We start from the raw sequence: 20,578 nt of genomic DNA, 5'->3' as shown, positions 1-20,578 counted from the left end.
CAATGGCCGATTTCATCCTGTTCGGCACCGAAGGCTGCCATTTGTGCGAAGAGGCGGAAGCGGTATTGGTAGCTGCCGGGCTGGATTTTACGAGCCGGGACATTATGGACAGCGAGCAATGGTTGTGCGACTACGGCTTGTTGGTCCCAGTGTTATGGCATGCCAATAGCCGGCGCCAGCTAAATTGGCCATTTGATAGCCTGAAGCTAAAAGCGTTTAGTCAAGCCACCGACACAAACGACTGTTTGCCGCCAGAACGCCTGGCTTAGTATCTGTTTAGCGGCAGTCAAATCGCAAAGCCGAGCGAAAAATCAGCTGGCTATGGCCTTCAGAATGGCAGGATAGTCAAAGTTGTCAGCCAAATAGGTCAGGGTTTTGCGCAATTCCGTATCCTGCGCAGTTGCCAGAACAATCGCTTTTTCTATGCGTTCGGGCTCCAGACTTTCCAGCGCATTTTTCAATTCTTCGCGTACCGATGTCGGCAAGTCGGCCAACATGGCTGGCGTTAATATCGCGAATTGCCGGTTTTGTTCCGGAACACTCTCGTAAACGTAACGTACACCCAAGTGTTTAGCCAGACATTCATAGATTTCGTTAAAGCGGTAAGGCTTGCGCATAAAGTCGTTCATGCCGGCTTCCAGTAGTTCGCTACGCTGTTCCAGGAACGCAGAGGCTGTCAGGGCAACAATTACCACGTCCTGCCCGCCCGGCAGCTTACGGATTCTTCTGGTTGCCTCCAATCCGTCCATTACCGGCATCTGCCTATCCATCCAGATAAAGTGCGGTTGCCAAGTTTGAAATAGCTCTATACCTTGTGCGCCGTTGCCGGCCACCTTGCAGGAAAATCCGACCGATTCCATTAGCTTGGCAAGCAATAACTGGTTTTCGCGCTGATCTTCAACGATTAATATGCGGTAGTCGGTTTGCCCCTCAACTAAGCCGATTTCGGCCCCGGCTTCCGATTTGTCGAGATTGAGGCCGCTAATATCCGCCCCACTAACCTCTGCGAGCGGCAAGTCAATTCTAAATAAAGCACCTTGATCAGGGTGGCTTTCCAAGCTAAGCGTGCCGCCCATCAGTTCCACAAACTGGCGGCTAATGGTCAATCCCAGCCCGGTGCCTTGACTATCCCCGCGTTCGCCCAACTGTACGAACGGCTCGAAAATACGTTGCTGATCAGCCGCCGGGATTCCCACTCCGGAATCTTCGACTTCGATCTGTAGATGCGAAATGCGATTTTTGCGAGTGCCGAGGCGCAAGGTTACGCCGCCTTGCTGAGTAAACTTAATGGCATTACCCACCAGATTGATCAACACCTGACGTAAGCGGGCTTCGTCCCCGGCGATAAAGCGCGGAAACTGCGAAGCCTGATCAATCAACAACCTTAGGCCTTTTTCGGCGGCGCGGACACTCATCATGTCGGTAATGTCCCGCACCATATTGCCCAGGTCGAAGGGGGCATTTTCCAGATGCAGGCGGCCCACTTCGATTTTGGCCATTTCCAACACATCGTTAATCAAGGTCAACAAATGTTCACCACTGCGATTGATGATATCCAGGTTTTGCCTATGCTCGTCCGACAGCTGGGGACTTTTTCGCATCAATTTCGAGAAACCGAGAATGGCGTTCAGCGGGGTACGCAATTCGTGGCTCATATTGGCTAGAAATGTACTCTTGGCCCTATTTGCGGCTTCTGCCGCATCGCGCGCCAATACCAGGTCGGAAGTACGCTGCTGGATTTCGTCTTCGAGGTGTTCTTTATAACGCCGTAATTCTTCCTCGTTTTGCTTTTGATCGTGAATATCCATGCGAATACCCAGCATCCGCATGACTTTACCGTCCGAATCGCGCCTAATGGCGAAACCGCGCACATACTGCCAGCGATAACTGCCGTCTGCGTGGCGCATCCGTGCTTGATATTGATATTCTGTGAAATCGCGGGACAACACGTCGTTCATTTTGTCGCTGATCTCCGCCTGATCCTCAGGATGAACGCTCTCGAACCATTCGAGCCGGTCAACCATACCGGTCCGCGAAGGATAGCCGAGCATCGCGTAATAGGTAGGCGAGGCATACCATTGGTCGTTTTTTACGTCCCAGTCCCAAACACCGACTTGGCTAGCTTCTAATGTCAAACGTAGCCGCTCTTCGGAGTCGCGTAAATGCTCTTCCATTCGCAATCGCTCAGCCTTGTCGCGGAGCACGGTTATGCCAAAGGCCAAATCGCCGGCTAGTTCCTCCAGCAAACGGATCTCCGCTTCTGTGATAGCGTTTGGTTCCGAAGAATAAATCGTTAGCGATCCGAAACTATCCGCTTTTTGATTCTTCAAAGGTAAGGCAATAACTGAGCGATAGCCGCGCTGCAACGCAGCGTCTCGTGCCAAGGTCATCAAGGTATCCGTACTAACATCCTGAACATATACTTGTTCGCCGCTGCGAATGGCGGCGGCGGCGGGGCTTCTCGCGCTTGTCGCAGCCTCATCATAACTGTGATCGGTAGCAGCCAGATAGCCGTCTTCAAAACCGGCCCAGGCTACCGGGCGTATCGTTTGGGTCTGATCTTGCTCAAGATAGCCGACCCAGGCCATACGGTATTCGGCTTCGTCGCAGACAATGCGGCAGATTTCTTTGAGCAAGCTTTGTTCGTCGTCGGTACGCAGCAAAGCCTGATTGCAGTCACTAATCGCTCGCAGCTCGCGATTCAGCCGGAATAAGGCTGCTTCCGCACGCTTGGTTTCGGTGATGTCGGTGCGTAAATAAAGATAATTGCAAACCTGATAGGTATCGTCGTAAATCGGCGATGCAGTGATTTGTTCCCAACGCAATTCGCCGCTTTTGTGGCGATTTGTCAGCGAGGAGTTCCACAGTTTGCCTGCTGCCAAATTTGCCAAACAGTCTTGATACTCGTCAGCAGTTATTTCACTTGAAACTAATGCGCGAGGCGTCATTTTATAGGCCTCGCCAAACGCATACCCGGTGATGCAGGTGTAGGCGTGGTTGGTATAGATCAATATGCCCTTAAGGTCGGTAATCTGAATGCCGGTAGGATTCTGATCCGCCGCTTGCGCCAGCCGATTGATTTCAGTAGCGAATAGGTGCCGTTCTGTAATGTCGCGATTAGTGATACGCCGGCCGCGGTAGTTGTTGTGCTGCCCAAACACGGCTTGGCAACAATGAGAGATCCAGCGAATTTCGCCGTCGCGGCGGACAATGCGAAAATCCACTTCCGCCAAGCGTAAATGCTCGGCATCGTGTAGATGACCGGCCATCAAATGCCTGTCGTCGGGATGGATAACGCTTGACAGCAACTCGGCATCCGCCAAGAACTCCTCTGCGGCATAACCTGTCACTCGCCGGCTTGACGGTGACATATACAAAATCCGGCCGTCTTGGCCTTCCCAATATTCCCAATCGTAGGTAAAGTCAGCAACGGTATGGAACTTCTCCTCTTCAATCGCCAATTGTTTGGCAATCTCCAGGTGTCGCTTCCAGCTTTTGCCAATAAACCACGCGCTACTGACCGAGAGTAAGACGAACAGTATTACTAGGCCGGTCATTTCGAAGACTTCATCCCACCATTCAAGCAGATAGTCGTCTTCAGCCAGTCCGACGCTGATATAAAGCGGGTAAGGCGTTATTTTTCGAAAAGACACTACCCTGGTGGTTTTGTCGAAGCTAGTCGGCGTAAAGAAGACGCCGTTTGCATGCCCGGCTTCGAGCGTCTGGCGAAATTCAGGCGAAATGGTCTTATCGCCTATCACGCTGTCAGGCACTTCAGGGCTGGGGTAACGAAGAATCACGCCCATGTCCCCATCCCTTAGGTTAATGGCTCCGCGACTGCCAACATCAAGGTTGGAAAACGCATTACCCAGATTATCCAAAGAAACATTGGCGAAAACCACACCGGCGAAACTGCCGTCGGCATAGTTAAGACGGCGTGCAAAATTAATGACCCAAACCTTATTGATACGAGACATCACCGGTTTGTTAATAAATAGGCCAAGTTCCGGATGGTCGCGCAAACTGGAAAAATAGAGCCGATCCGCCATGTTGAGCGGCGTGTCTTTAGGTACATCCACACCATAGACTATCCAGCCCTGCTCGTCGGTAGCTCTAAGTCCAATCACCCATGGCAGACTTGATTGCAAATGCCGCATAAACTCAGACATCGCTTCGGCATCGACCTTCCCCAAAGTCTGTTGCCGTTGGAATTCGTCCACTGTCACCAATAGGCCTAAATCGACTTTGTCGATGACGCTACCCAAGTTTTGCGAGATGACGTTAGTTAAGTTTTGCGCATTGATTTCTGCGCGCTGTTGATATTTGTCGAAGCTGAGATACAGCGCAAATCCTACTGTAGAGAGAACCAGTAGGTTAAGCAGTAGTGCCCCGGCAATCAGCCGCTTGGAGAAACTGTTTTGAAAATCAGGCTGACGTGGCATAGCTGAACCCAAAAGACAGACATGGTTTACGGGTGTCCAAGCGCTATAGGACTTGGCGGAACCCTAACAACCGGATATTCCGGAGAAAGCGGGCATAACCGGTTTTTGCTTTGCCTGGGTTTCCAACTTTGCGGGAAAACGTCACAAAGACTCTCGAACTGCTACTAGCTATCGCGCCATAGTATCCGAGCAAACGATTTCGTGTGTACCATATTCGCAGAAGCCCTCGGTTCAATGCGCGAGGAACGGATTAAACAGGCAGACTGTAAGCCTGTTCGCGAAAAAGCTTCAAACAAATATCGACTATCTCTTGTTTATAAAGCACACCGCGATGATCGGAAATTTCCAGTAGTGCAGCATCAAGCCCCAAGCCTGCGCGGTACGGACGATGAGAAGTCATCGCTTCCACCACGTCGGCGACAGCTAGAATTTCGGCTTCCAGTAGAATTTCACCTGTCTTCAAGCCATGCGGATAGCCGCTGCCGTTGGGACGTTCGTGGTGTTGCAACACGATTTGCGCAATTGGCCAAGGGAAATTGATGGATTTAAGGATATCGTAGCCGGTTTCGGCGTGCCGCTTAATCAGGCTGAATTCCAAATCGTCTAGCCGTCCGGGCTTGCTCAGGATTTCGGCAGGAATCCGAATTTTGCCTATATCATGCACCACGCTCGCCAGAGTAAGCCCTTCGATTCGATCTTCCGACAATTGCAGGTTACGGGCAATTGCCGTGGCGAGGTGGGCGACGCGGCACTGATGTCCGGCTGTATAAGGGTCGCGCGCTTCGATGGTGGCGGCAATGGCTGTGACGAAATCCAGCATGCTGGCGCGCAACTTTCTCTCGCTTTCCATGAGCTTGCCGGTCCGTTCCTCTACCTGTTCCTCCAGATGATTGCGCAGCCGATCGAACTCCAAATGAGTTCGCACCCGAACCAATAATTCATCGCGTTGATAAGGCTTTGTAACAAAATCCACCGCGCCTAAATCAAAGCCCCGCACTTTTTCATCAGTATCCAGTATCGCGCTGACAAAGATGATAGGTACATCCTGAGTATTCGGATTGGCCTTTAACTGTCGGCAGACTTCAAATCCATCCATCTCCGGCATGCGAATATCCAATAGCACCAACTCCGGCGGATTTTTCAACGCGGAATTCAACGCCAATTGGCCACTGATCGCGGAACGTACTTCGTAGCCTTCTTCCTTGAGAATATCCGTTAACAGCTTTAATGATGCCGGGGTGTCGTCCACGGCAAGAATATTGCCTTTTTGTGTCATAGAATCATTAATCGGGTTGCCGAAACATTGTCAGGGTAGTGTCAATCGCAGTTATTGGCAAAATAGCGGGCATCTTCCGTAACGGTCGACTTCGGTTTGTCCATCGACGGAGGTTAATACACGCTACCCGGTTCGATTTTGATGCCGGCAACCAATCTTCCGACTCCGGAGCGAGTTGATAGCTTACGTTTAATTACCTGCAATAAACTCTGGTAATCAGCGGGCGAATCTCCGAGTGGACATTTTTTTACATACAACCTAAAGTTATCCGCCCACAGCTCGATAACCTAGTATATGCCAACAATGTCGCCTTGCCGAGATTGCTGCCATCAAATAAACCCTACGAGGCCATGCCATGCTTGATTCCGTCTCTTCCATCGCCGCGCTGGCGACACAAATGTCCACCCAAAAAACCGGTCAGCAAGTCCAAGTCGCCGTGCTGGCTAAAGCCAAGGAAATGCAGGATCAACAAGGGCAAAACGCCTTGAAATTGCTGGAGTCGGCCAGTGTGCCGAACAACAGTGTCGATGTCCGGGTTTGATTTGGCGGGTTGCGTAAAGCTTAGCTGTCTTGTTTATCCTGTATCGCCAGAGCGGCCTGATATAACGTTTTTTTGCGCTGGCCGGTAATCTCCGCAGTCAGCGCGGCGGCTGTTTTGGTGGAACATTCAGTCAGCAATATTCCCAATATCCGCCGTTGCTCGTCGTTTAGTTCATCGTCTTGCGCGCTAGACTCTCGACCGGCCACCAGCACCACGAATTCGCCCTTACGCATGTTTTCGTCGCTCTGCACTTTTTCCAATACTTTGGCTAATTCGTCACCGACAATGGTTTCATGCAGTTTGGTGATTTCCCTGGCCACGACGATTTGATGGTTGGCCGGAAATACCGTCAGCATGTCTTCTAGCGCCGCCTGGATGCGATGACTGGATTCGTAAAAGGCCCAAGTCGAGGAATCGCCCAGTTTGCTTTCAAAAAAGCTGCGTCGCGCCGAACCGGTACGAGGCAGAAAGCCTTCGAAACTAAAGCGACTGGTCGGTAAACCGGCCACCGACAAGGCTGCGATCAGCGCGCAGGCACCGGGGATTGGACACACGTCCACGCCTTGTTGTCTGGCCAACTTGACCAGCGGGAAGCCCGGGTCGCTGATCATCGGTGTGCCGGCATCTGACACCAGGGCCACCGATTGGCCTTCGCGGATTTTGTTCACCAAGCCTTGCGAAGCATGTTCTTCGTTGTGTTGATGTAAAGACTGCAACGGCTTATTGATACCGTAATGTTGCAATAGCATTTTGACGTGGCGGGTATCTTCGGCGGCAATCAAATCCACCTGTTTTAATATTTCCACCGCCCGAAAGCTGAAATCGGCCAGATTACCTATTGGCGTGGCAACCACGTATAATTTTCCGTACATTTATTCTTCAGGCCCTATGCTATGTCTGATCGCAAATTTGCCGCCATTATGCCGCGTCGTGTTTTAAGCTGCTGGTTTTTCGGCCTGTTAATACTGGCTTCGTGCGGCGAACAACCGGTCAAAAACAAGACCCAGCTGGAAGTGCGCCCGCAGACCAGCGCCCGGAAAGCCAAGCCGGCCGAACCGCCGCGCAGTTACCGGATGGCCGACAATCAAAACAGCCTGCACCTGCTGGACGCCGACACCCGACTGCAGGCTGGCGACACCCAGGCCGCGCAAAAAGCCCTGGATAAGGTCAACAGCGAGCAGTTGCCGCCGGAGTTATTCAGCAAATACAAGTTACTCCAGGCCCAAGTAGCATTGAGCATGGGTGATGCGGAGCAAGCCTTGAAAAAACTGGAAGGTGTGCGCCCCGCCGTAATGACCGACGCCGATCAGATAGCCTATTACCAATCCATGGCCTTTGTGAATGCCTTGCTGGGCGATGTGTTGCCCAGCGTCCGAGCACGTCTGAAACTTGGCCGGCTACTGCAAAAACCGGAACAACAAAAACAAAATATTGTCGCGATCCTGGATGCGCTTAGCGTGTTACCGCTGGAGACGCTAAGCGGCTCGTCACCCATCGTCGACGAACTGAGTGGCTGGATGGCGTTGGCTAAAATTCTTAAGCAACGCGGCGTAGCCGGTTTCGATACGGCCGCACAAATCCAGCAATGGCGGCAAATGTATCCCGGTCATCCGGCAAACGCTGATTATCTGCAAGCTTATTTGAATCCGCAGCCCATCAGCCAGCAAGCACTTCAAGAACCCGAACAACCGGCGCAAGCGCCTGCGCCAGGGTCGATCATTGCCGTGTTACTACCAGGTTCAGGCACTTACGCCGGTGCGGCTAAAGCGATCAGGGAAGGGCTGGCCGTAGCCCATCGCCTGGCCGCCAGCGCCGCCCCGCAAATGCCATTAAAATATTACGACAGCGAAAAAGACGATATAGCTAATGTGTATCGGCAAGCGGTTAGCGACGGCGCCAAACAGGTGATAGGGCCATTGGTGAAAGAACAAATCGAAAGTTTGGCGCAATCCACCGAATTAACTGTACCGGTGCTGGCGCTGAATCATTTGGAAAACCTGAGCAAAAGCAATTTGTATCAATTTGGCCTCAGCCCAATCGATGACGCGGAACAGCTGGTGCTGAAGGCCAAGCGCGATGGTCAACAGAACGCCGTGCTGCTGACACCCGATACCACTCAAGGCCAACGCGTGCGCCATTATCTGATGTCGGCTTGGCAAGCCAACGGTGGGGCGGTGGTTGGTATGGAAAGCTACGATCCGAAGCAACACGATTTCGCGGCCATCATGAAAACTTTGCTCAGCCCCAGCATCAGCGTGAATAGTCAGAAACAACCATTGGCCTTGTTCGTCAGCGCCAGCCCGGAATTGGCCAGAGAGCTCGCGCCGCAACTAAAGTACTCGCAAAGCAGCGAATTATCGATTTATGCGATGCCGAATATTTACAGTGGCCGGCAAAACCCGGTTCGTGACAGCGAGCTGGGCAAGGTTAATTTCTGCGATTTGCCCTGGGTGTTTGCCGATGCCTATAGCGGTCCGCTTAGCCAACAAGCCGTGCAGAACACTTGGCAAGGCCTGAGCGATAGTCAGGTCAAGCTGGTGGCGTTGGGCATAGATGCTTACAACATCATCGGCCAATTACCGCAGTTGGCGGGCGGGCCTTATGCCGGCGCGACCGGTCGCTTGTCCTTAAGCGGCGAAAACCGCATTACCCGCAAACTGGTCTGCGCACAGTTCAAAGGCGGCGTGCCGGTCGCCTCGGGTTTTCTCGAGTAGCATGTTATTCGGCAAAACCAAGCCGGTCCATCTGCAGAAAGGCGATAGCGCCGAACAACAGGCCTTGGCTTATTTACTAAAGCAGGGCTTGCAACTGGTGTGCAGCAATTTCCGTTGCAAAATGGGCGAGCTGGATCTGGTGATGAAGGACAGCGCGGCGCTGGTGATCGTGGAAGTACGCTTTCGCAAATCCGAACAATTCGGCGGCGCTCTAGCCAGTATCACCCGGCAAAAACAGGCGCGCATCGTCGCGGCCACACAACACTATGTCATAATCAACAACCTTAGCCATGCCTCGATTCGCTTCGACGTGGTTGCTATATCCGGCGATAACCGCCTGGACTGGATTAAAAACGCTTTTCAAACCTGAGCATTATGAGTTTACAAGATCGTATCATCGCCCATTTTTCCGACAGTATTCAAACCAAACAGGATGCGATGGCCAGCCTGTGCGAGCTGATCGAATTCGCCTCGCAAAAAATCGTCGAGGCCTTGGTAAATGACAAAAAGGTGCTGACTTGCGGCAACGGCGGTTCGGCGGGCGATGCCCAGCATTTTTCTTCGGAAATGCTCAACCGTTTCGAGCGCGAACGCCCGGCTTTACCGGCGATTGCGTTGAGCACCGATACCTCGACCATTACCTCTATCGCCAACGACTACCACTACGACGAAATCTTCGCGAAACAATTGCGCGCTCTCGGGCAGGCTGGCGACATCTTGCTGGTCTACACCAGCAGCGGTAACTCCGGCAATATCATTAAGGCGGTGAAAGTGGCCCACGACCGCGACATGACGGTGATCGCGCTAAGCGGCAAGGACGGCGGCGTGTTGGCCGGTGCCTTGAACGAAGCCGACATCGAAATCCGCGTACCGTCCTATTCCACCGCCCGCATTCAGGAAGTGCATTTGTTGATCTCGCATTGCCTATGCGATTTGATCGATCATCAGCTATTTGGCGGCTAATGCCTGATTCGCCGGTTCATCGGGTTGAGTGATAACCGGTGTAAACCGAACTATCGAGTCGTGCGCTGTTAATCCCCAGCGAAAAAGGCTGGAAAGTCTTTTATGCTCTCGTCTGAACCGAGGCAAAATAATCCCTATCCAATGAGTTAAGCGATTAACAATAAAGCTACCCAATCAAAGGAAAACAGCTATGGCGCTTGAGATTGAACATAAGTTTTTGCTGGCGAACGACGACTGGCGCAGTGAAGTCGATCATTCCGTACACTACAAACAGGGCTATTTAAGCAGTAGTCCGCTCAGCTCGATACGCGTGCGGATTTCCGATAGCAAGGCCTGGCTGAATATCAAGAGAGCCACTATCGGCACTCATCGGCAGGAGTTCGAATATGAAATTCCATTAAGCGATGCCAACAGCATTCTCGACGAGCTATGCCACAAACCGCTAGTCGAAAAGATCCGCTATTTTGTCTATCGCGACCGGCATGTTTGGGAAATTGACGAGTTTATGGGCGACAACCAAGGTTTGATTGTCGCTGAAATCGAATTATCGGCAATTGGTGAGGCTTTTGCTAAGCCGGCCTGGGTGGGCATGGAAGTTACTGACGATTTACGATACTACAACAATAATCTTTGCAAACATCCGTTCAAAGATTGGGACAAGTAACGGGCAGCAATCCAGGATGCGCGATAAAAAACGCTGTTTTCCGGTTTTTGCGTCGGATGTTGCAAAACAGGCACAAGGTATTCGCTGAGTCGCTACAGCACTACAAGCATAGACCTAAGCAGGCGCGCTGCAGCGTGGAGCGTGGCAAATTTTGGCGATAGGCAATACTTCGTTAAAACAATAATTTAAAGTGCATATTGAAATAGAGAATGCAATGCTCTATATTGATTGTATGACTAAAGCTACTATTGTTGTTTTTTTGATACTTTTTGCCGTTCCGCTGCGGGCATCGGAGCTTACGACAGCTATTGCCCATTTGGAAAGTGATTGGGCCAATGCTTATTACCAAAGCGATGAATCCCGGCAAAGGCAGACTTATCCGCAACTGCAAGAACAAGCTGCGGAATTGACAAAGCGCTACCCGAATGCCGCCGAGCCGAAAATTTGGCAAGCCACTATCATCGCTACCAATGCGGCGTTTCAATCTGCGCTGGCTGCCTTGTCAAGCCTGGATGCGGCCAAGGTCTTGCTGGAAGAAGCCATTGCTCAAAATCCCAATGCCTTGGATGGTGCGGCGTATGTCACTTTGGGTACGCTGTATTACATGGTCCCTGGCTGGCCGGTATCTTTTGGGGATAATCAACTCGCCGAGCAAATGTTGAAAGCCAGCTTGAAAATTAATCCTAACGGCATTGATGCCAATTACTTCTACGCCGATTATTTACTACAACAGGATCGTAGCGCGGAAGCCGAGGAATATTTGCGCAAGGCCGTCCAGGCTCCGTTGCGCAAACAGCAAGTTTTTGCAGATAGCCAGTTACAAAACGAAGCTAAACTCGCGTTGGCGAATACCCAGCAACGTAAATCCAACGCCGGCAAAAATAAATTCCAATCGCTGTTCACTTCCGCGACAGCTGACTAAATCCGCTTAGCCCATTTGCCTTTGGATGTAGAATATTCCTACTTTCAAAAAAGGTCGCGACTGGCATTTATGAAAAACCCTCTTTTCTGGCTGCCAGCGGTATTTTTTGTACTGTTTTGTACGTCCAGCCTCGCTGTTACGCCCAGCGCAAATCGGCCGCTGGAAAAAGTGGCATTACAATTAAAATGGTTTCACCAGTTCCAGTTCGCCGGCTATTACGCGGCAATCGAGCAAGGCTACTATGCCGAAGAAGGCCTGCAAGTAGAAATACGCGAGCGCGCACCTAGCCTGGACTACGTCGAACAAGTTGCCTCCGGGCAAGCCGAATACGGTATCGGCGATTCCGGCATCGTGGCGCAGTTCGCCAATGGCAAGCCCATCGTCGCCCTGGCCGCGATTTTTCAACACGATGCGCTGGTGCTATTCAGTAAACAATCGTCCGGCATCATTAGCCCTTACGAAATGGCCGGCAAACGCATCATGTACGATGTGGTTGGCGAGAATAATGCTCAGGTTCGCGCGCTGTTGGCCGAAGCCAATCTGAACGAAAGCCGCTATCAAAAAATTGCCGAGACATTTAACGACGCTGATTTTATTGCGGATAAAGTTGATGTAATGTCCGGCTATATCACCGACCGGCCCTTCGCTTTTCGGACCGCAGGCATCCAAGTCAATATCATCAATCCACAAAACTACGGTATCGACTTTTACGGCGACCTGCTGTTCACCAACCGCAAAGAATTACAGCAACATCCGGGGCGGGCCGAGCGTTTCCGCCGCGCCACTCTAAAAGGCTGGGAATATGCTCTAGCGCATCCCGATGCGCTTATCGAACTGATCCAAAAGCAGTATTCAAGAGAATTTAGCCAGGAGCAACTGCATTACGAAGCCGAGGAAACGCGCAAACTGATCTTGCCGGACAATATCCCCCTCGGCCAGATCGAGTCTGCCCGCTTACGCCGTGTGGCCGGGATTTACGCCAACTTGAAATTGGCCCGGCCCTTGAACGACAGCGAGCTTAACGACTTTGTTTATGGCGGCGGTAAGTCCGGCGATCTGCAATTGAGCGAGGCGGAACGCTTGTGGTTGGCCGAACATCCTGAAATTCGGGTGGGCATCGATCGGGATTTTCCGCCCTACGAATGGCTGGACTCCGCCGGCGAGTACCGTGGCATGATAGCCGAGCACCTGCAATTGATCGAGCGGCGTTTGGGAGTGAAATTTGTCATCACCAAGGATAAATCCTGGCAGGAAGTCCTGGATATGGCTAAACGCGGTGAGCTGGATATGCTGGCCGGTGCCAGCAAAACACCTGACCGCGAACAGTATCTGAATTTTACTCAACCTTACATTAGCACGCCGACCTTGATTATCGGCGATGAAACCAGCGGATATATTAATTCCTTACAACTACTGGCAGGTCGCCAGATTGCCATTGAGCAAGGTTATTTTGTTCAGGAGCTACTAAGTCGAGACTATCCAGAATTGCAACTGGTTACCGCCGCATCGGTAAAACAAGCGCTCAATTTACTTGCTGAAGCTAAGGTAGACGCATATATCGGTGATGCCGCCTCGGCCAGTTATGCGATCAAGCAGCAGGGTTTCTTAAATCTGCATATTGCCGGCCAACCCGGGTATGTCAACGAAACCCGGATGGCAGCCCTAAAATCCCAGCCGCAATTGCTGGCGCTGCTGGAAAAAGCCCTCGCCAGTATCAGCCAAACTGAACACGATGCCATTATTAATCGCTGGATGGGCTTGAAGGTCGAGCAAGGCATTCGGCTGGAGGCGCTGTTGCGATCGGCAGCCGCAGCCTTATTGGCTTTGTTGTTTTTTGCCTATTGGGTGTTCAGGCTGCGGCGGGAAATCAAAGCCCGCAAAGCGAGTGAAGCTGACTTGGCCAGGCTTTACACCAATATGTCGCTGGGTTTTGCATTACATCAGGTAATCCGCGATGAAAGCGGCAAAATCGTCGATTATCGCTATCTGGATATCAATCCGGCTTTTGAAAAAATGACCGGCATCGCTCGTGACAATTGGATAGGCAAAACCGTGAAACAGGTATTGCCTAATACCGAGGGTGCTTGGATCGCCAGTTTTGACGATTTGGACGCCAGCGGCGAACCGCAGCATTTCGAAAACTGTGTAGCCGATTTGGGCCGTTGGTATGCCATTGATTGCTATAAGGCCGGCCCCGACCAATTTGTGGTGTTGGTCCAGGACATTACCGCACGCAAACAGACCGAGCTGGCACTAAAAGAAAGCGAAGAACGCTTTCGTATCTGTCAAATCTATGGTGGCGTCGGCATTTGGGAAGCGGATTTGTTGAAAAATCGCCAGTTTTGGTCGGAAATCGTCACGACCGAATTGGGTTTTCCGAATAAGGCAATGCACACCTGGAGCGATTTCCTGGAAGTGGTTTGCCCGGAAGACAGGCCTTTAATCATAGAGGCGACCCGGCAGCATCTGGAATGCGGCGCCAAGTACGACGTGGAATACCGTATCCAAACCCCTACCGGCGAAAAGTGTTGGATGCGTTCGGTTGGCCAAGTCGAGCGAGACAGCGGCGGCAAACCAGTGCGCATGCGCGGCATTGTCCATGACATTAGCAAACGCAAGGCGGCTGAGGAAAAACTGCGGCTATCGGCGCGGGTGTTTTCGGACGCGCACGAAGGCATCATCATTACCGACCTTGATGCGGCGATCATCGATGTCAACGCCGCCTTCACCGACATCACCGGCTATAGCCGCGAGGAAGCGCTGGGCCGAAACCCCAGCTTTTTGAAATCCGGCCGGCAATTGCCGGAATTTTATGACGCCATGTGGGAGATCATAAACCGGACCGGGCATTGGCAAGGTGAAGTCTGGAATCGAAGGAAAAACGGCGATTTGTATGCCGAATTGTTAACGGTTTCGGCTTTGCGCGACGACGCCGGCAATATCATCAATTATCTGGGTTTGTTCTCGGACATCACCGAAAGCAAGCAACAGCAGCAGGCCCTGGAAGTGTTGGCGCATTTCGACCCGCTCACCCAATTGCCCAATCGCGCCTTATTTGCCGATCGCTTTGCCCAGGCTATCGCCCATAGCAAACGCGCTCAATCGCTGTTGGCGGTGTGTTACCTGGATTTGGATGGCTTCAAGCAAGTCAACGATAACTTCGGCCACGAAATCGGCGATCAATTATTGGTGGAAGTGGCTAAACGCATCAAGTTAAAGCTACGCGAAGGCGACACGGTTTGCCGGCTGGGTGGCGACGAATTTGCGTTGTTATTCGAAAATCTGCAGTCGGTGCAGCAATGCGAAGACGCACTGGCGCGGATTCATCAGGCGATGGCCGAGCCATTCGAGTTAGAAAACCGGCATGTGCGGATTGCCGCAAGCAGCGGCGTCACCATTTATCCTTTAGATTTGGACGATCAGGATATTCTATTGCGCCACGCGGACCAGGCCATGTACCAAGCCAAATCGGATGGTCGCAATCGCTATCGGATTTATGATCATTTGGCCGGACAAGCGACCCCTATCAACCAACGTCCCAGCCGTTTGGAGCAAGCCTTGGCGGAAGTCGGTCAGGCGCTGATGACTAACCAGTTTTGCATGTATTATCAACCCAGGGTCAACATTAAAGTCGGTGAGGTTGTTGGCATGGAAGCCCTGATCCGTTGGCAGCATCCGGAACGCGGCGTGTTGCTGCCAGCCGAATTTCTACCGATAGTCGAAAATACCTCGTTGGAAATCGACGTCAGCAATTGGGTGCTGAGACAAGCATTCAAGCAATTGCAAATCTGGCACGATCTAGGTGTGAATCTGCAAGTCAGCGTGAACATATCGCCGCGTCATCTGCAATGGCCGGATTTCATCAAAACCCTGGAAACCCTGCTGGCGGAATACCCGCAAATTCCTTCGAGACAATTAGAGTTGGAAGTATTGGAGAGTAGCGTACTGGAAGACTTGATCTCGGTTGGCGAGACGCTGAAACAATGCTATCACGACCTGGGGGTACCCTGTGCGCTCGACGATTTCGGCACCGGTTATTCGTCGCTGGCGCATTTGCGGCATTTGACCATCAACACTGTGAAGATCGATCAGAGTTTTGTGCGCAACATGATAGACGACCCCGACGACATGGCCATTGTCGAAAGTGTGATCGCTTTAGCCAAGGCGTTCAAGCGCGAAGCGGTTGCAGAAGGTGTAGAAGATATAGAACATGGCATTTTTCTAATCGACTTGGGGTGTAGCGTCGCTCAAGGTTGTGCCATCGCCGCAGCCATGCCGGCGAGCGCGGTATTGGGCTGGGTCAATAGCTATCAAAATTATCCGGCCTGGTCTGATTGCGCCAAGGTTTCGCTTAATAGTTGGCAAAGCCAATTGGAATTGCTGAAGCTTCAGCAGCTGTATTGGTTGCGTCGTCTGGAACAATGCCTGCAATCCACGTCCGGCGCTAATCCGCGCTGGCCTATCCTTAACTCGAAAAAATCGCATCTGGGTAGGTGGCTGGAACGGATTCGGCACGAACGCCGCATTGATACCGGTTTACTGGAGCAACTGGAGCGGGCGCAAGCTCGCCAACAGCTGTTGGCGGAAAAGCTCCAGCGTCATCGAATGGATGGTGGGGATGGTGGGGATGAAGATTTCAGTAAGTTACGCAAAGCTAATCTGCAAATAGTGCAGTTACTGGAGCAACTCGAATCAGAAGCCTGAGCGAAACAGTGAGGCCTGTGCGTATTCCGATCACACCTGCCAGGCATTCCGTACAACTCCAGCCAGATTTTGAACGCTTTGGAGCGGCCACTAGCGGTCATCCCCAAAAAATCAGAAATTTTTGATGTTTGCTCCAAAGCAGTCATTCGTATTTTAGAGGATCAGGCCTGATCTACTTTGAAATTTCCTGGCATCATCCACTTCGATACTCAATATTTAAATTGCCTATCAATTTTTGGTTTTTCGTGAGTAGTGGCATTGGTAGGGCTGGATTAATAACTGTCGTCACTCAAGCGCATTTCAGCCAGCAATTTTCCGGCCCGGCTCAACACGTGTTCGACGTGGCGCTCCGAAACCCCAAGTTCTACGGCAACTTGCCTCTGACTTTTGCCGTCTATGCGGTACAAATAAAGCATTTGCCGGCTGAATACGGGCAAGTCGCCTAACCAGAGATTGACCGCCCGCCATTGTTGCCAAACTTGCACGAACTGTTCGGGTTGCGGGCATGAGCAGGGCCATTCTTCGTCCAAGTCTCCACCGTCCCGCGCTTGGCGCCGAGCATGTGAGCGTAAATGATCCAACGCCAAATTACCGGCGACCCGGTACAAAAAGGCCCGGCTATTAGCGATTTGCACTTGGTTCGGATAATCGACAATATGCAAAAAGGTATCGTGCAATAAATCGGCTGCAGTTTCCGCGCAATCCACCCGACGTGACAGAAATTGCCGCAACTCGGTTTGATGGCGTAAAAAGGCCGCGGTCAGCGGCGGATAGTCGGGGTTCATTATCTAACGTTAAGAGTATTGGCTATAACAGGACAGGGGTGGACGGACCGCCTCGCCGGTGCTGCATCCGGCGACGATTAAAAACAGCTTCGCCGCTAGACCGTCGTAACGCTGCGCTAAAACCCTCAACTGGCGAATTTTCATCATGACTCCCATGCTATATTTTCGAATACCCTAAATGACATCAACTGCCATGCAATATCGACGAAATTACACGGAAGGTGGCAGTTATTTCTTTACCGTCAACCTGGCGGAGAGAAAACGACGCTTATTGGTGGAACACATCGATATATTACGTGAGACCATCCGCATTGTTCGCAGCCACTACCCGTTTCAGATCGACGCCATGGTGGTCATGCCGGACCATTTGCATGCTATTTTCACTCTGCCACCCGATGATGCCGATTACCCGACCCGCTGGATGTTGATCAAAGCCGGATTTTCCAGAAGCATTCCCAAAACCGAACGCATCAACGCCAGTCGCCAAAGCAAAGGCTAGCGTGGCGTATGGCAGCGGCGGTTTTGGGAACACACCCTGCAAGACGAAGACGACTTTCACCACCACATCGATTACATCCATTACAACCCCGTCAAACACGGTTATGTCACTCGTCCCGCCGACTGGCCGCATTCCAGTATCCACCGATACATCCAAGCCGGTACGTTACCCGCCGATTGGGGGGCGGCCTCCCCCGAAAACGACAAAATGTTTGGGGAGCGTAGGTTGGGGTGAGGTACGAACCCCAACACGACAAGGTTCAGTTATCAGCGAACCATGACAGCGAAACAGCGCAACCAATAAAATCATCAATAACCAATTAAGGCCGAACCGGTTAATAATGTTGGGGTTCGTGCCTCGCCCCAATCTACGCGACATCCCAACGTACCCGGTCATTAATGCCCTGTCGAAAAATATTTTTAATAAAAAATCTAAGTGCATATGATTAAAAATCAGCTCTAATTGACCCCATAAATGTAAGAGGTGCGCCAAATTGAATTTGGTTGGTGCTTTGTGTTCCTGCATAATAAGTTTTGTCCAAAATATTATCTACATTCAGCTGCGTAGTAATTTTTGATGAACCCACTTTCATCTGGTAACTTGTCATTAAGTTTACTGTTACGTATCCCGGTAATTGATAAGTATTAAATATATTACCTTGGCGCTCTCCAACACCAACTAAGCCAGCCCCAAACTTAAATCCGCGAAGATCACCTTCTTGCACTTCATAAGTATTCCAAAGGCTTCCTGAATTTCGAGGAACTGAAAATAATTTGTTTCCTTGATTACCTGTTCCTCCATCGCTGTCAACGTCTTTAATAATCTTTGCGAACGGAGTGTAGGTATATGCGATAATAACATTCCATCCAGGAAGTATTTCACCTGTTGTATCAAACTCTATTCCTCGTGTTTCTGCTGCTCCAAGTGCTCTATAATAAAATGTACCTGGGATAGAAACAGGTAAATTTTGCTTTGTTAAGTTGAAATATGAAATTGTAGATCGTAACTTTCCGTCCAAAAACTCAGTTTTTATACCTGTTTCCCATTGCTGTGCAGTTTGTGGCGGCAAATTATAGCCATTTGAACTAGATGATACGTTTGACACACCAAAATTCTCAGTGTAGCTGCCATAAAGTGATAGCCAGTTTACTGGTTGCCATAGCAACCCACCACGAGGACTAAGTCTATCTTCGGTAGGACTAGTAATTCCTGATATATTATTGCGAATCTGTGCATTGTCATATCGGAATCCACCAAGAGCATGAAAATCATATGGCAAATCGATTTGATCCTGAAAATATAATCCATACCAGGACTCAGTATTGCTAATGTTAAAACTATTAGCAGGTTCAAAATATGGTTGAGATGTAAAATAAACAGGATTAAAAACATTAAGTACAGATGGAGATGTTGTTATATTAATTCCATTGAGAGTGTCTTTAGTATTAAAATAATCAAATCCGAACAATAGGTTGTGTGTTGTGCTCCATGTATTTACCTTGCCAAGCAAGTTGATTGTGGTTGAATAGCGTTCTGCCTTGATTTGCGGGAAGTTTACAAAGAATCTATTTACAGTTCCGTCTAGATGAGCAGGGCCAGCAATATACATCTGGCGAATATCCTTATTGTCATAGTTTTGAGTCATAAATTTATTAACTACTTTCCAGTTGTCGTTAAATTCATGTGACCAATTAAATCCCGCTAATATACTATCACCATTATTCTTGCTGTTGAAAGGCTCTTCTAAGCTTCGGTTAATTGGGATAGGCGCTGGCCTTTTTCCCAGCTGTGGTATCCCGACATCTTGATTAGTATTGTAATGTTGGTATTCAAGCTCAAATGATGCTTGAGTTCGTGAGTCAATATTCCATTTAATTACTGGTGCGACAAAAACAGATTCCCTATCAATAAAATCTCTATAAGACCCTGAGTTTTCATAAGATAAGTTTAATCTATAAAGCAAAGTATCATCCTTGGTAATTGGCCCAGTAGAATCCATAGATGTACGATAGAAAGCATAAGAGCCAAATTGTTGCTGTATCGAGTTAAATGGGGTTGATAGAGGTTGCTTAGTAACTAAATTAATAATACCACCTGGTTCTGCTCGTCCATATAAAAGTGAGCCAGGCCCTTTGAGAACCTCTATTCGCTCAAGATTAGCTGTTTCACGTTTAGTTGTAGTAGAAGAATCAGTAGGCATGAGTAATCCATCACGGTACATATTTGTATTTTGAAATCCACGAACTAGAAAACCGTCGGAAGTACCTTGATTAAAACCACCTTGAACCACACCGCTGACATTTTCAACTGCTTTATCGATCCTAACGGCTTGACGATCTTGTATTACTTGCTTCGACACTACTTGTACCGAGAATGGTGTCTCCATGATCGGAGTATCGGTCTTGGTCGCAGTGGAAGAATTGGGAAGCCTGTAATCTTCGTTATAAGGATCGGTCGAGTCATAAACACCTTTCCCAGTCACTGTCACCGCCGGCAAAGTCGATGCAGCATTGCTTCCTGTCTCGGCAACCCTCACCGCCACCGCGCCCTCCGCTGTAAACGTATAAGTCAGACCGGTACCGGCCAGGAGTCTTTTCAAACCCTCTTCGGCGGTGTAGTCGCCATCCAGACCGGCCGTGGTTTTACCGTCGGTTAATGCAGCTTCCGCCGAATACATAAGCCCGGAGTTGGTCGCAAACTGTCTTAACGCCTGACCCAATGAACCGCCGCTTATGTGATAGCTGTGCCTGATGTTGGCCGTGTCCGTTCTGGTCTCTGCATACGCTGCTGTGGAAACGGTTAGCGCGGAGGCCAGCAAAATGTGTTGTATGGCCTGGTGCAATCGCGAGGGTTGTAGTCCTGCATTGCTGGTGCGACTCGTCATTGACATCGGTTTTATCTCCTTTAAATAATGGTGTTGTCATTACCTTTGCCAATCGAGATTCAAAATCCGGAACTAATAAATGAAAAAATTTTAAATATTTTTTTAACACTATGATTTTGTTTAAAAAATAAATTCAGTTTTTTTGCGACATGCACACGTACTGCTGTTGAAATTTACTTGCAGC

The 20,578-nt window shown here is 50.3% G+C and carries 14 protein-coding genes and 1 pseudogene; 9 read left to right on the top strand and 6 right to left on the bottom strand.

From position 1 onward, the window contains the following. Window positions 1-2 precede the first annotated feature (2 nt). A complete protein-coding gene (locus tag EBA_RS22330; RefSeq protein WP_192376788.1) occupies window positions 3-269 on the top strand; it encodes a glutaredoxin family protein in 267 nt (88 codons plus the stop codon). 42 nt (window positions 270-311) lie between these two features. Here EBA_RS22330 and EBA_RS22325 read toward each other — a convergent pair whose 3' ends face one another. Next, on the bottom strand, window positions 312-4,442 hold the full coding sequence (locus EBA_RS22325; protein WP_192376787.1) for a PAS domain-containing protein: 4,131 nt from the start codon (window positions 4,440-4,442) through the stop codon (window positions 312-314). A 250-nt stretch (window positions 4,443-4,692) separates the two neighbouring features. Then, window positions 4,693-5,718 (bottom strand): HD domain-containing phosphohydrolase, encoded by a 1,026-nt coding sequence (locus EBA_RS22320; RefSeq protein WP_192376786.1) that lies wholly within the window; start codon window positions 5,716-5,718, stop codon window positions 4,693-4,695. 355 nt (window positions 5,719-6,073) lie between these two features. On the opposite strand from EBA_RS22320, the gene EBA_RS22315 reads away from it, so the two are divergent. After that, window positions 6,074-6,259, top strand: coding sequence for a YjfB family protein (locus EBA_RS22315; protein WP_192376785.1), 186 nt, complete (start codon window positions 6,074-6,076; stop codon window positions 6,257-6,259). A 20-nt stretch (window positions 6,260-6,279) separates the two neighbouring features. On the opposite strand, the gene rsmI is transcribed toward EBA_RS22315, so the two are convergent. After that, window positions 6,280-7,131, bottom strand: coding sequence for a 16S rRNA (cytidine(1402)-2'-O)-methyltransferase (rsmI, locus tag EBA_RS22310; protein WP_192376784.1), 852 nt, complete (start codon window positions 7,129-7,131; stop codon window positions 6,280-6,282). Window positions 7,132-7,152: 21 nt separating this feature from the next. On the opposite strand from rsmI, the gene EBA_RS22305 reads away from it, so the two are divergent. From EBA_RS22305 to EBA_RS22280, 6 genes are all read left to right on the top strand, one after another. Beyond that, on the top strand, window positions 7,153-8,973 hold the full coding sequence (locus EBA_RS22305; RefSeq protein ID WP_192376783.1) for a penicillin-binding protein activator: 1,821 nt from the start codon (window positions 7,153-7,155) through the stop codon (window positions 8,971-8,973). Between the two features lies 1 nt (window position 8,974). After that, complete coding sequence (locus tag EBA_RS22300) at window positions 8,975-9,343, top strand: YraN family protein (protein WP_192376782.1); 369 nt, start codon at window positions 8,975-8,977, stop codon at window positions 9,341-9,343. Window positions 9,344-9,348: 5 nt separating this feature from the next. Then, on the top strand, window positions 9,349-9,936 hold the full coding sequence (locus EBA_RS22295) for a phosphoheptose isomerase (protein WP_020483819.1): 588 nt from the start codon (window positions 9,349-9,351) through the stop codon (window positions 9,934-9,936). A 190-nt stretch (window positions 9,937-10,126) separates the two neighbouring features. Beyond that, entirely contained in the window at window positions 10,127-10,600 is a 474-nt protein-coding gene (locus EBA_RS22290; protein ID WP_192376781.1) for a CYTH domain-containing protein, read from the top strand. Window positions 10,601-10,916: 316 nt separating this feature from the next. Beyond that, window positions 10,917-11,522 carry a tetratricopeptide repeat protein gene (locus EBA_RS22285; protein ID WP_225616397.1) on the top strand — a complete coding sequence of 202 codons (606 nt, stop codon included), beginning with the start codon at window positions 10,917-10,919 and terminating at the stop codon, window positions 11,520-11,522. 69 nt (window positions 11,523-11,591) lie between these two features. Beyond that, the gene (locus EBA_RS22280) at window positions 11,592-16,226 is read left to right on the top strand and encodes an EAL domain-containing protein (RefSeq protein WP_192376779.1); all 4,635 of its coding nucleotides are present in this window, start codon (window positions 11,592-11,594) and stop codon (window positions 16,224-16,226) included. 272 nt (window positions 16,227-16,498) lie between these two features. Here EBA_RS22280 and EBA_RS22275 read toward each other — a convergent pair whose 3' ends face one another. Both EBA_RS22275 and EBA_RS22270 read right to left on the bottom strand, forming a co-directional pair. Next, complete coding sequence (locus tag EBA_RS22275) at window positions 16,499-17,011, bottom strand: RNA polymerase sigma factor (protein WP_192376778.1); 513 nt, start codon at window positions 17,009-17,011, stop codon at window positions 16,499-16,501. Between the two features lie 9 nt (window positions 17,012-17,020). Further along, complete coding sequence (locus EBA_RS22270; RefSeq protein WP_192376777.1) at window positions 17,021-17,158, bottom strand: hypothetical protein; 138 nt, start codon at window positions 17,156-17,158, stop codon at window positions 17,021-17,023. Between the two features lie 46 nt (window positions 17,159-17,204). Between EBA_RS22270 and EBA_RS24970 the strand changes: the two are divergent. Further along, window positions 17,205-17,744 (top strand): annotated as a pseudogene (locus EBA_RS24970) (REP-associated tyrosine transposase). A gap of 211 nt (window positions 17,745-17,955) precedes the next feature. On the opposite strand, the gene EBA_RS22260 reads toward EBA_RS24970, so the two are convergent. Further along, entirely contained in the window at window positions 17,956-20,400 is a 2,445-nt protein-coding gene (locus EBA_RS22260; RefSeq protein WP_192376776.1) for a TonB-dependent siderophore receptor, read from the bottom strand. Between the last annotated feature and the right edge of the window lie 178 nt (window positions 20,401-20,578).

Origin of the sequence: Methylomonas albis (assembly GCF_014850955.1) — a bacterium.
GTDB classification, from domain to species: Bacteria; Pseudomonadota; Gammaproteobacteria; order Methylococcales; family Methylomonadaceae; genus Methylomonas; species Methylomonas albis.
This window is presented reverse-complemented; position numbering and strand designations above follow the sequence as displayed.

What these genes read in the sequence shown, in the direction of transcription:
- EBA_RS22330 (WP_192376788.1), top strand. Translation starts at nt 3, where the DNA reads ATGGCCGATTTCATCCTGTTCGGCACCGAAGGCTGCCATTTGTGCGAA.
- EBA_RS22325 (WP_192376787.1), bottom strand. Translation starts at nt 4,442, where the DNA reads ATGCCACGTCAGCCTGATTTTCAAAACAGTTTCTCCAAGCGGCTGATT.
- EBA_RS22320 (WP_192376786.1), bottom strand. Translation starts at nt 5,718, where the DNA reads ATGACACAAAAAGGCAATATTCTTGCCGTGGACGACACCCCGGCATCA.
- EBA_RS22315 (WP_192376785.1), top strand. Translation starts at nt 6,074, where the DNA reads ATGCTTGATTCCGTCTCTTCCATCGCCGCGCTGGCGACACAAATGTCC.
- rsmI (WP_192376784.1), bottom strand. Translation starts at nt 7,131, where the DNA reads ATGTACGGAAAATTATACGTGGTTGCCACGCCAATAGGTAATCTGGCC.
- EBA_RS22305 (WP_192376783.1), top strand. Translation starts at nt 7,153, where the DNA reads ATGTCTGATCGCAAATTTGCCGCCATTATGCCGCGTCGTGTTTTAAGC.
- EBA_RS22300 (WP_192376782.1), top strand. Translation starts at nt 8,975, where the DNA reads ATGTTATTCGGCAAAACCAAGCCGGTCCATCTGCAGAAAGGCGATAGC.
- EBA_RS22295 (WP_020483819.1), top strand. Translation starts at nt 9,349, where the DNA reads ATGAGTTTACAAGATCGTATCATCGCCCATTTTTCCGACAGTATTCAA.
- EBA_RS22290 (WP_192376781.1), top strand. Translation starts at nt 10,127, where the DNA reads ATGGCGCTTGAGATTGAACATAAGTTTTTGCTGGCGAACGACGACTGG.
- EBA_RS22280 (WP_192376779.1), top strand. Translation starts at nt 11,592, where the DNA reads ATGAAAAACCCTCTTTTCTGGCTGCCAGCGGTATTTTTTGTACTGTTT.
- EBA_RS22275 (WP_192376778.1), bottom strand. Translation starts at nt 17,011, where the DNA reads ATGAACCCCGACTATCCGCCGCTGACCGCGGCCTTTTTACGCCATCAA.
- EBA_RS22270 (WP_192376777.1), bottom strand. Translation starts at nt 17,158, where the DNA reads ATGATGAAAATTCGCCAGTTGAGGGTTTTAGCGCAGCGTTACGACGGT.
- EBA_RS22260 (WP_192376776.1), bottom strand. Translation starts at nt 20,400, where the DNA reads ATGTCAATGACGAGTCGCACCAGCAATGCAGGACTACAACCCTCGCGA.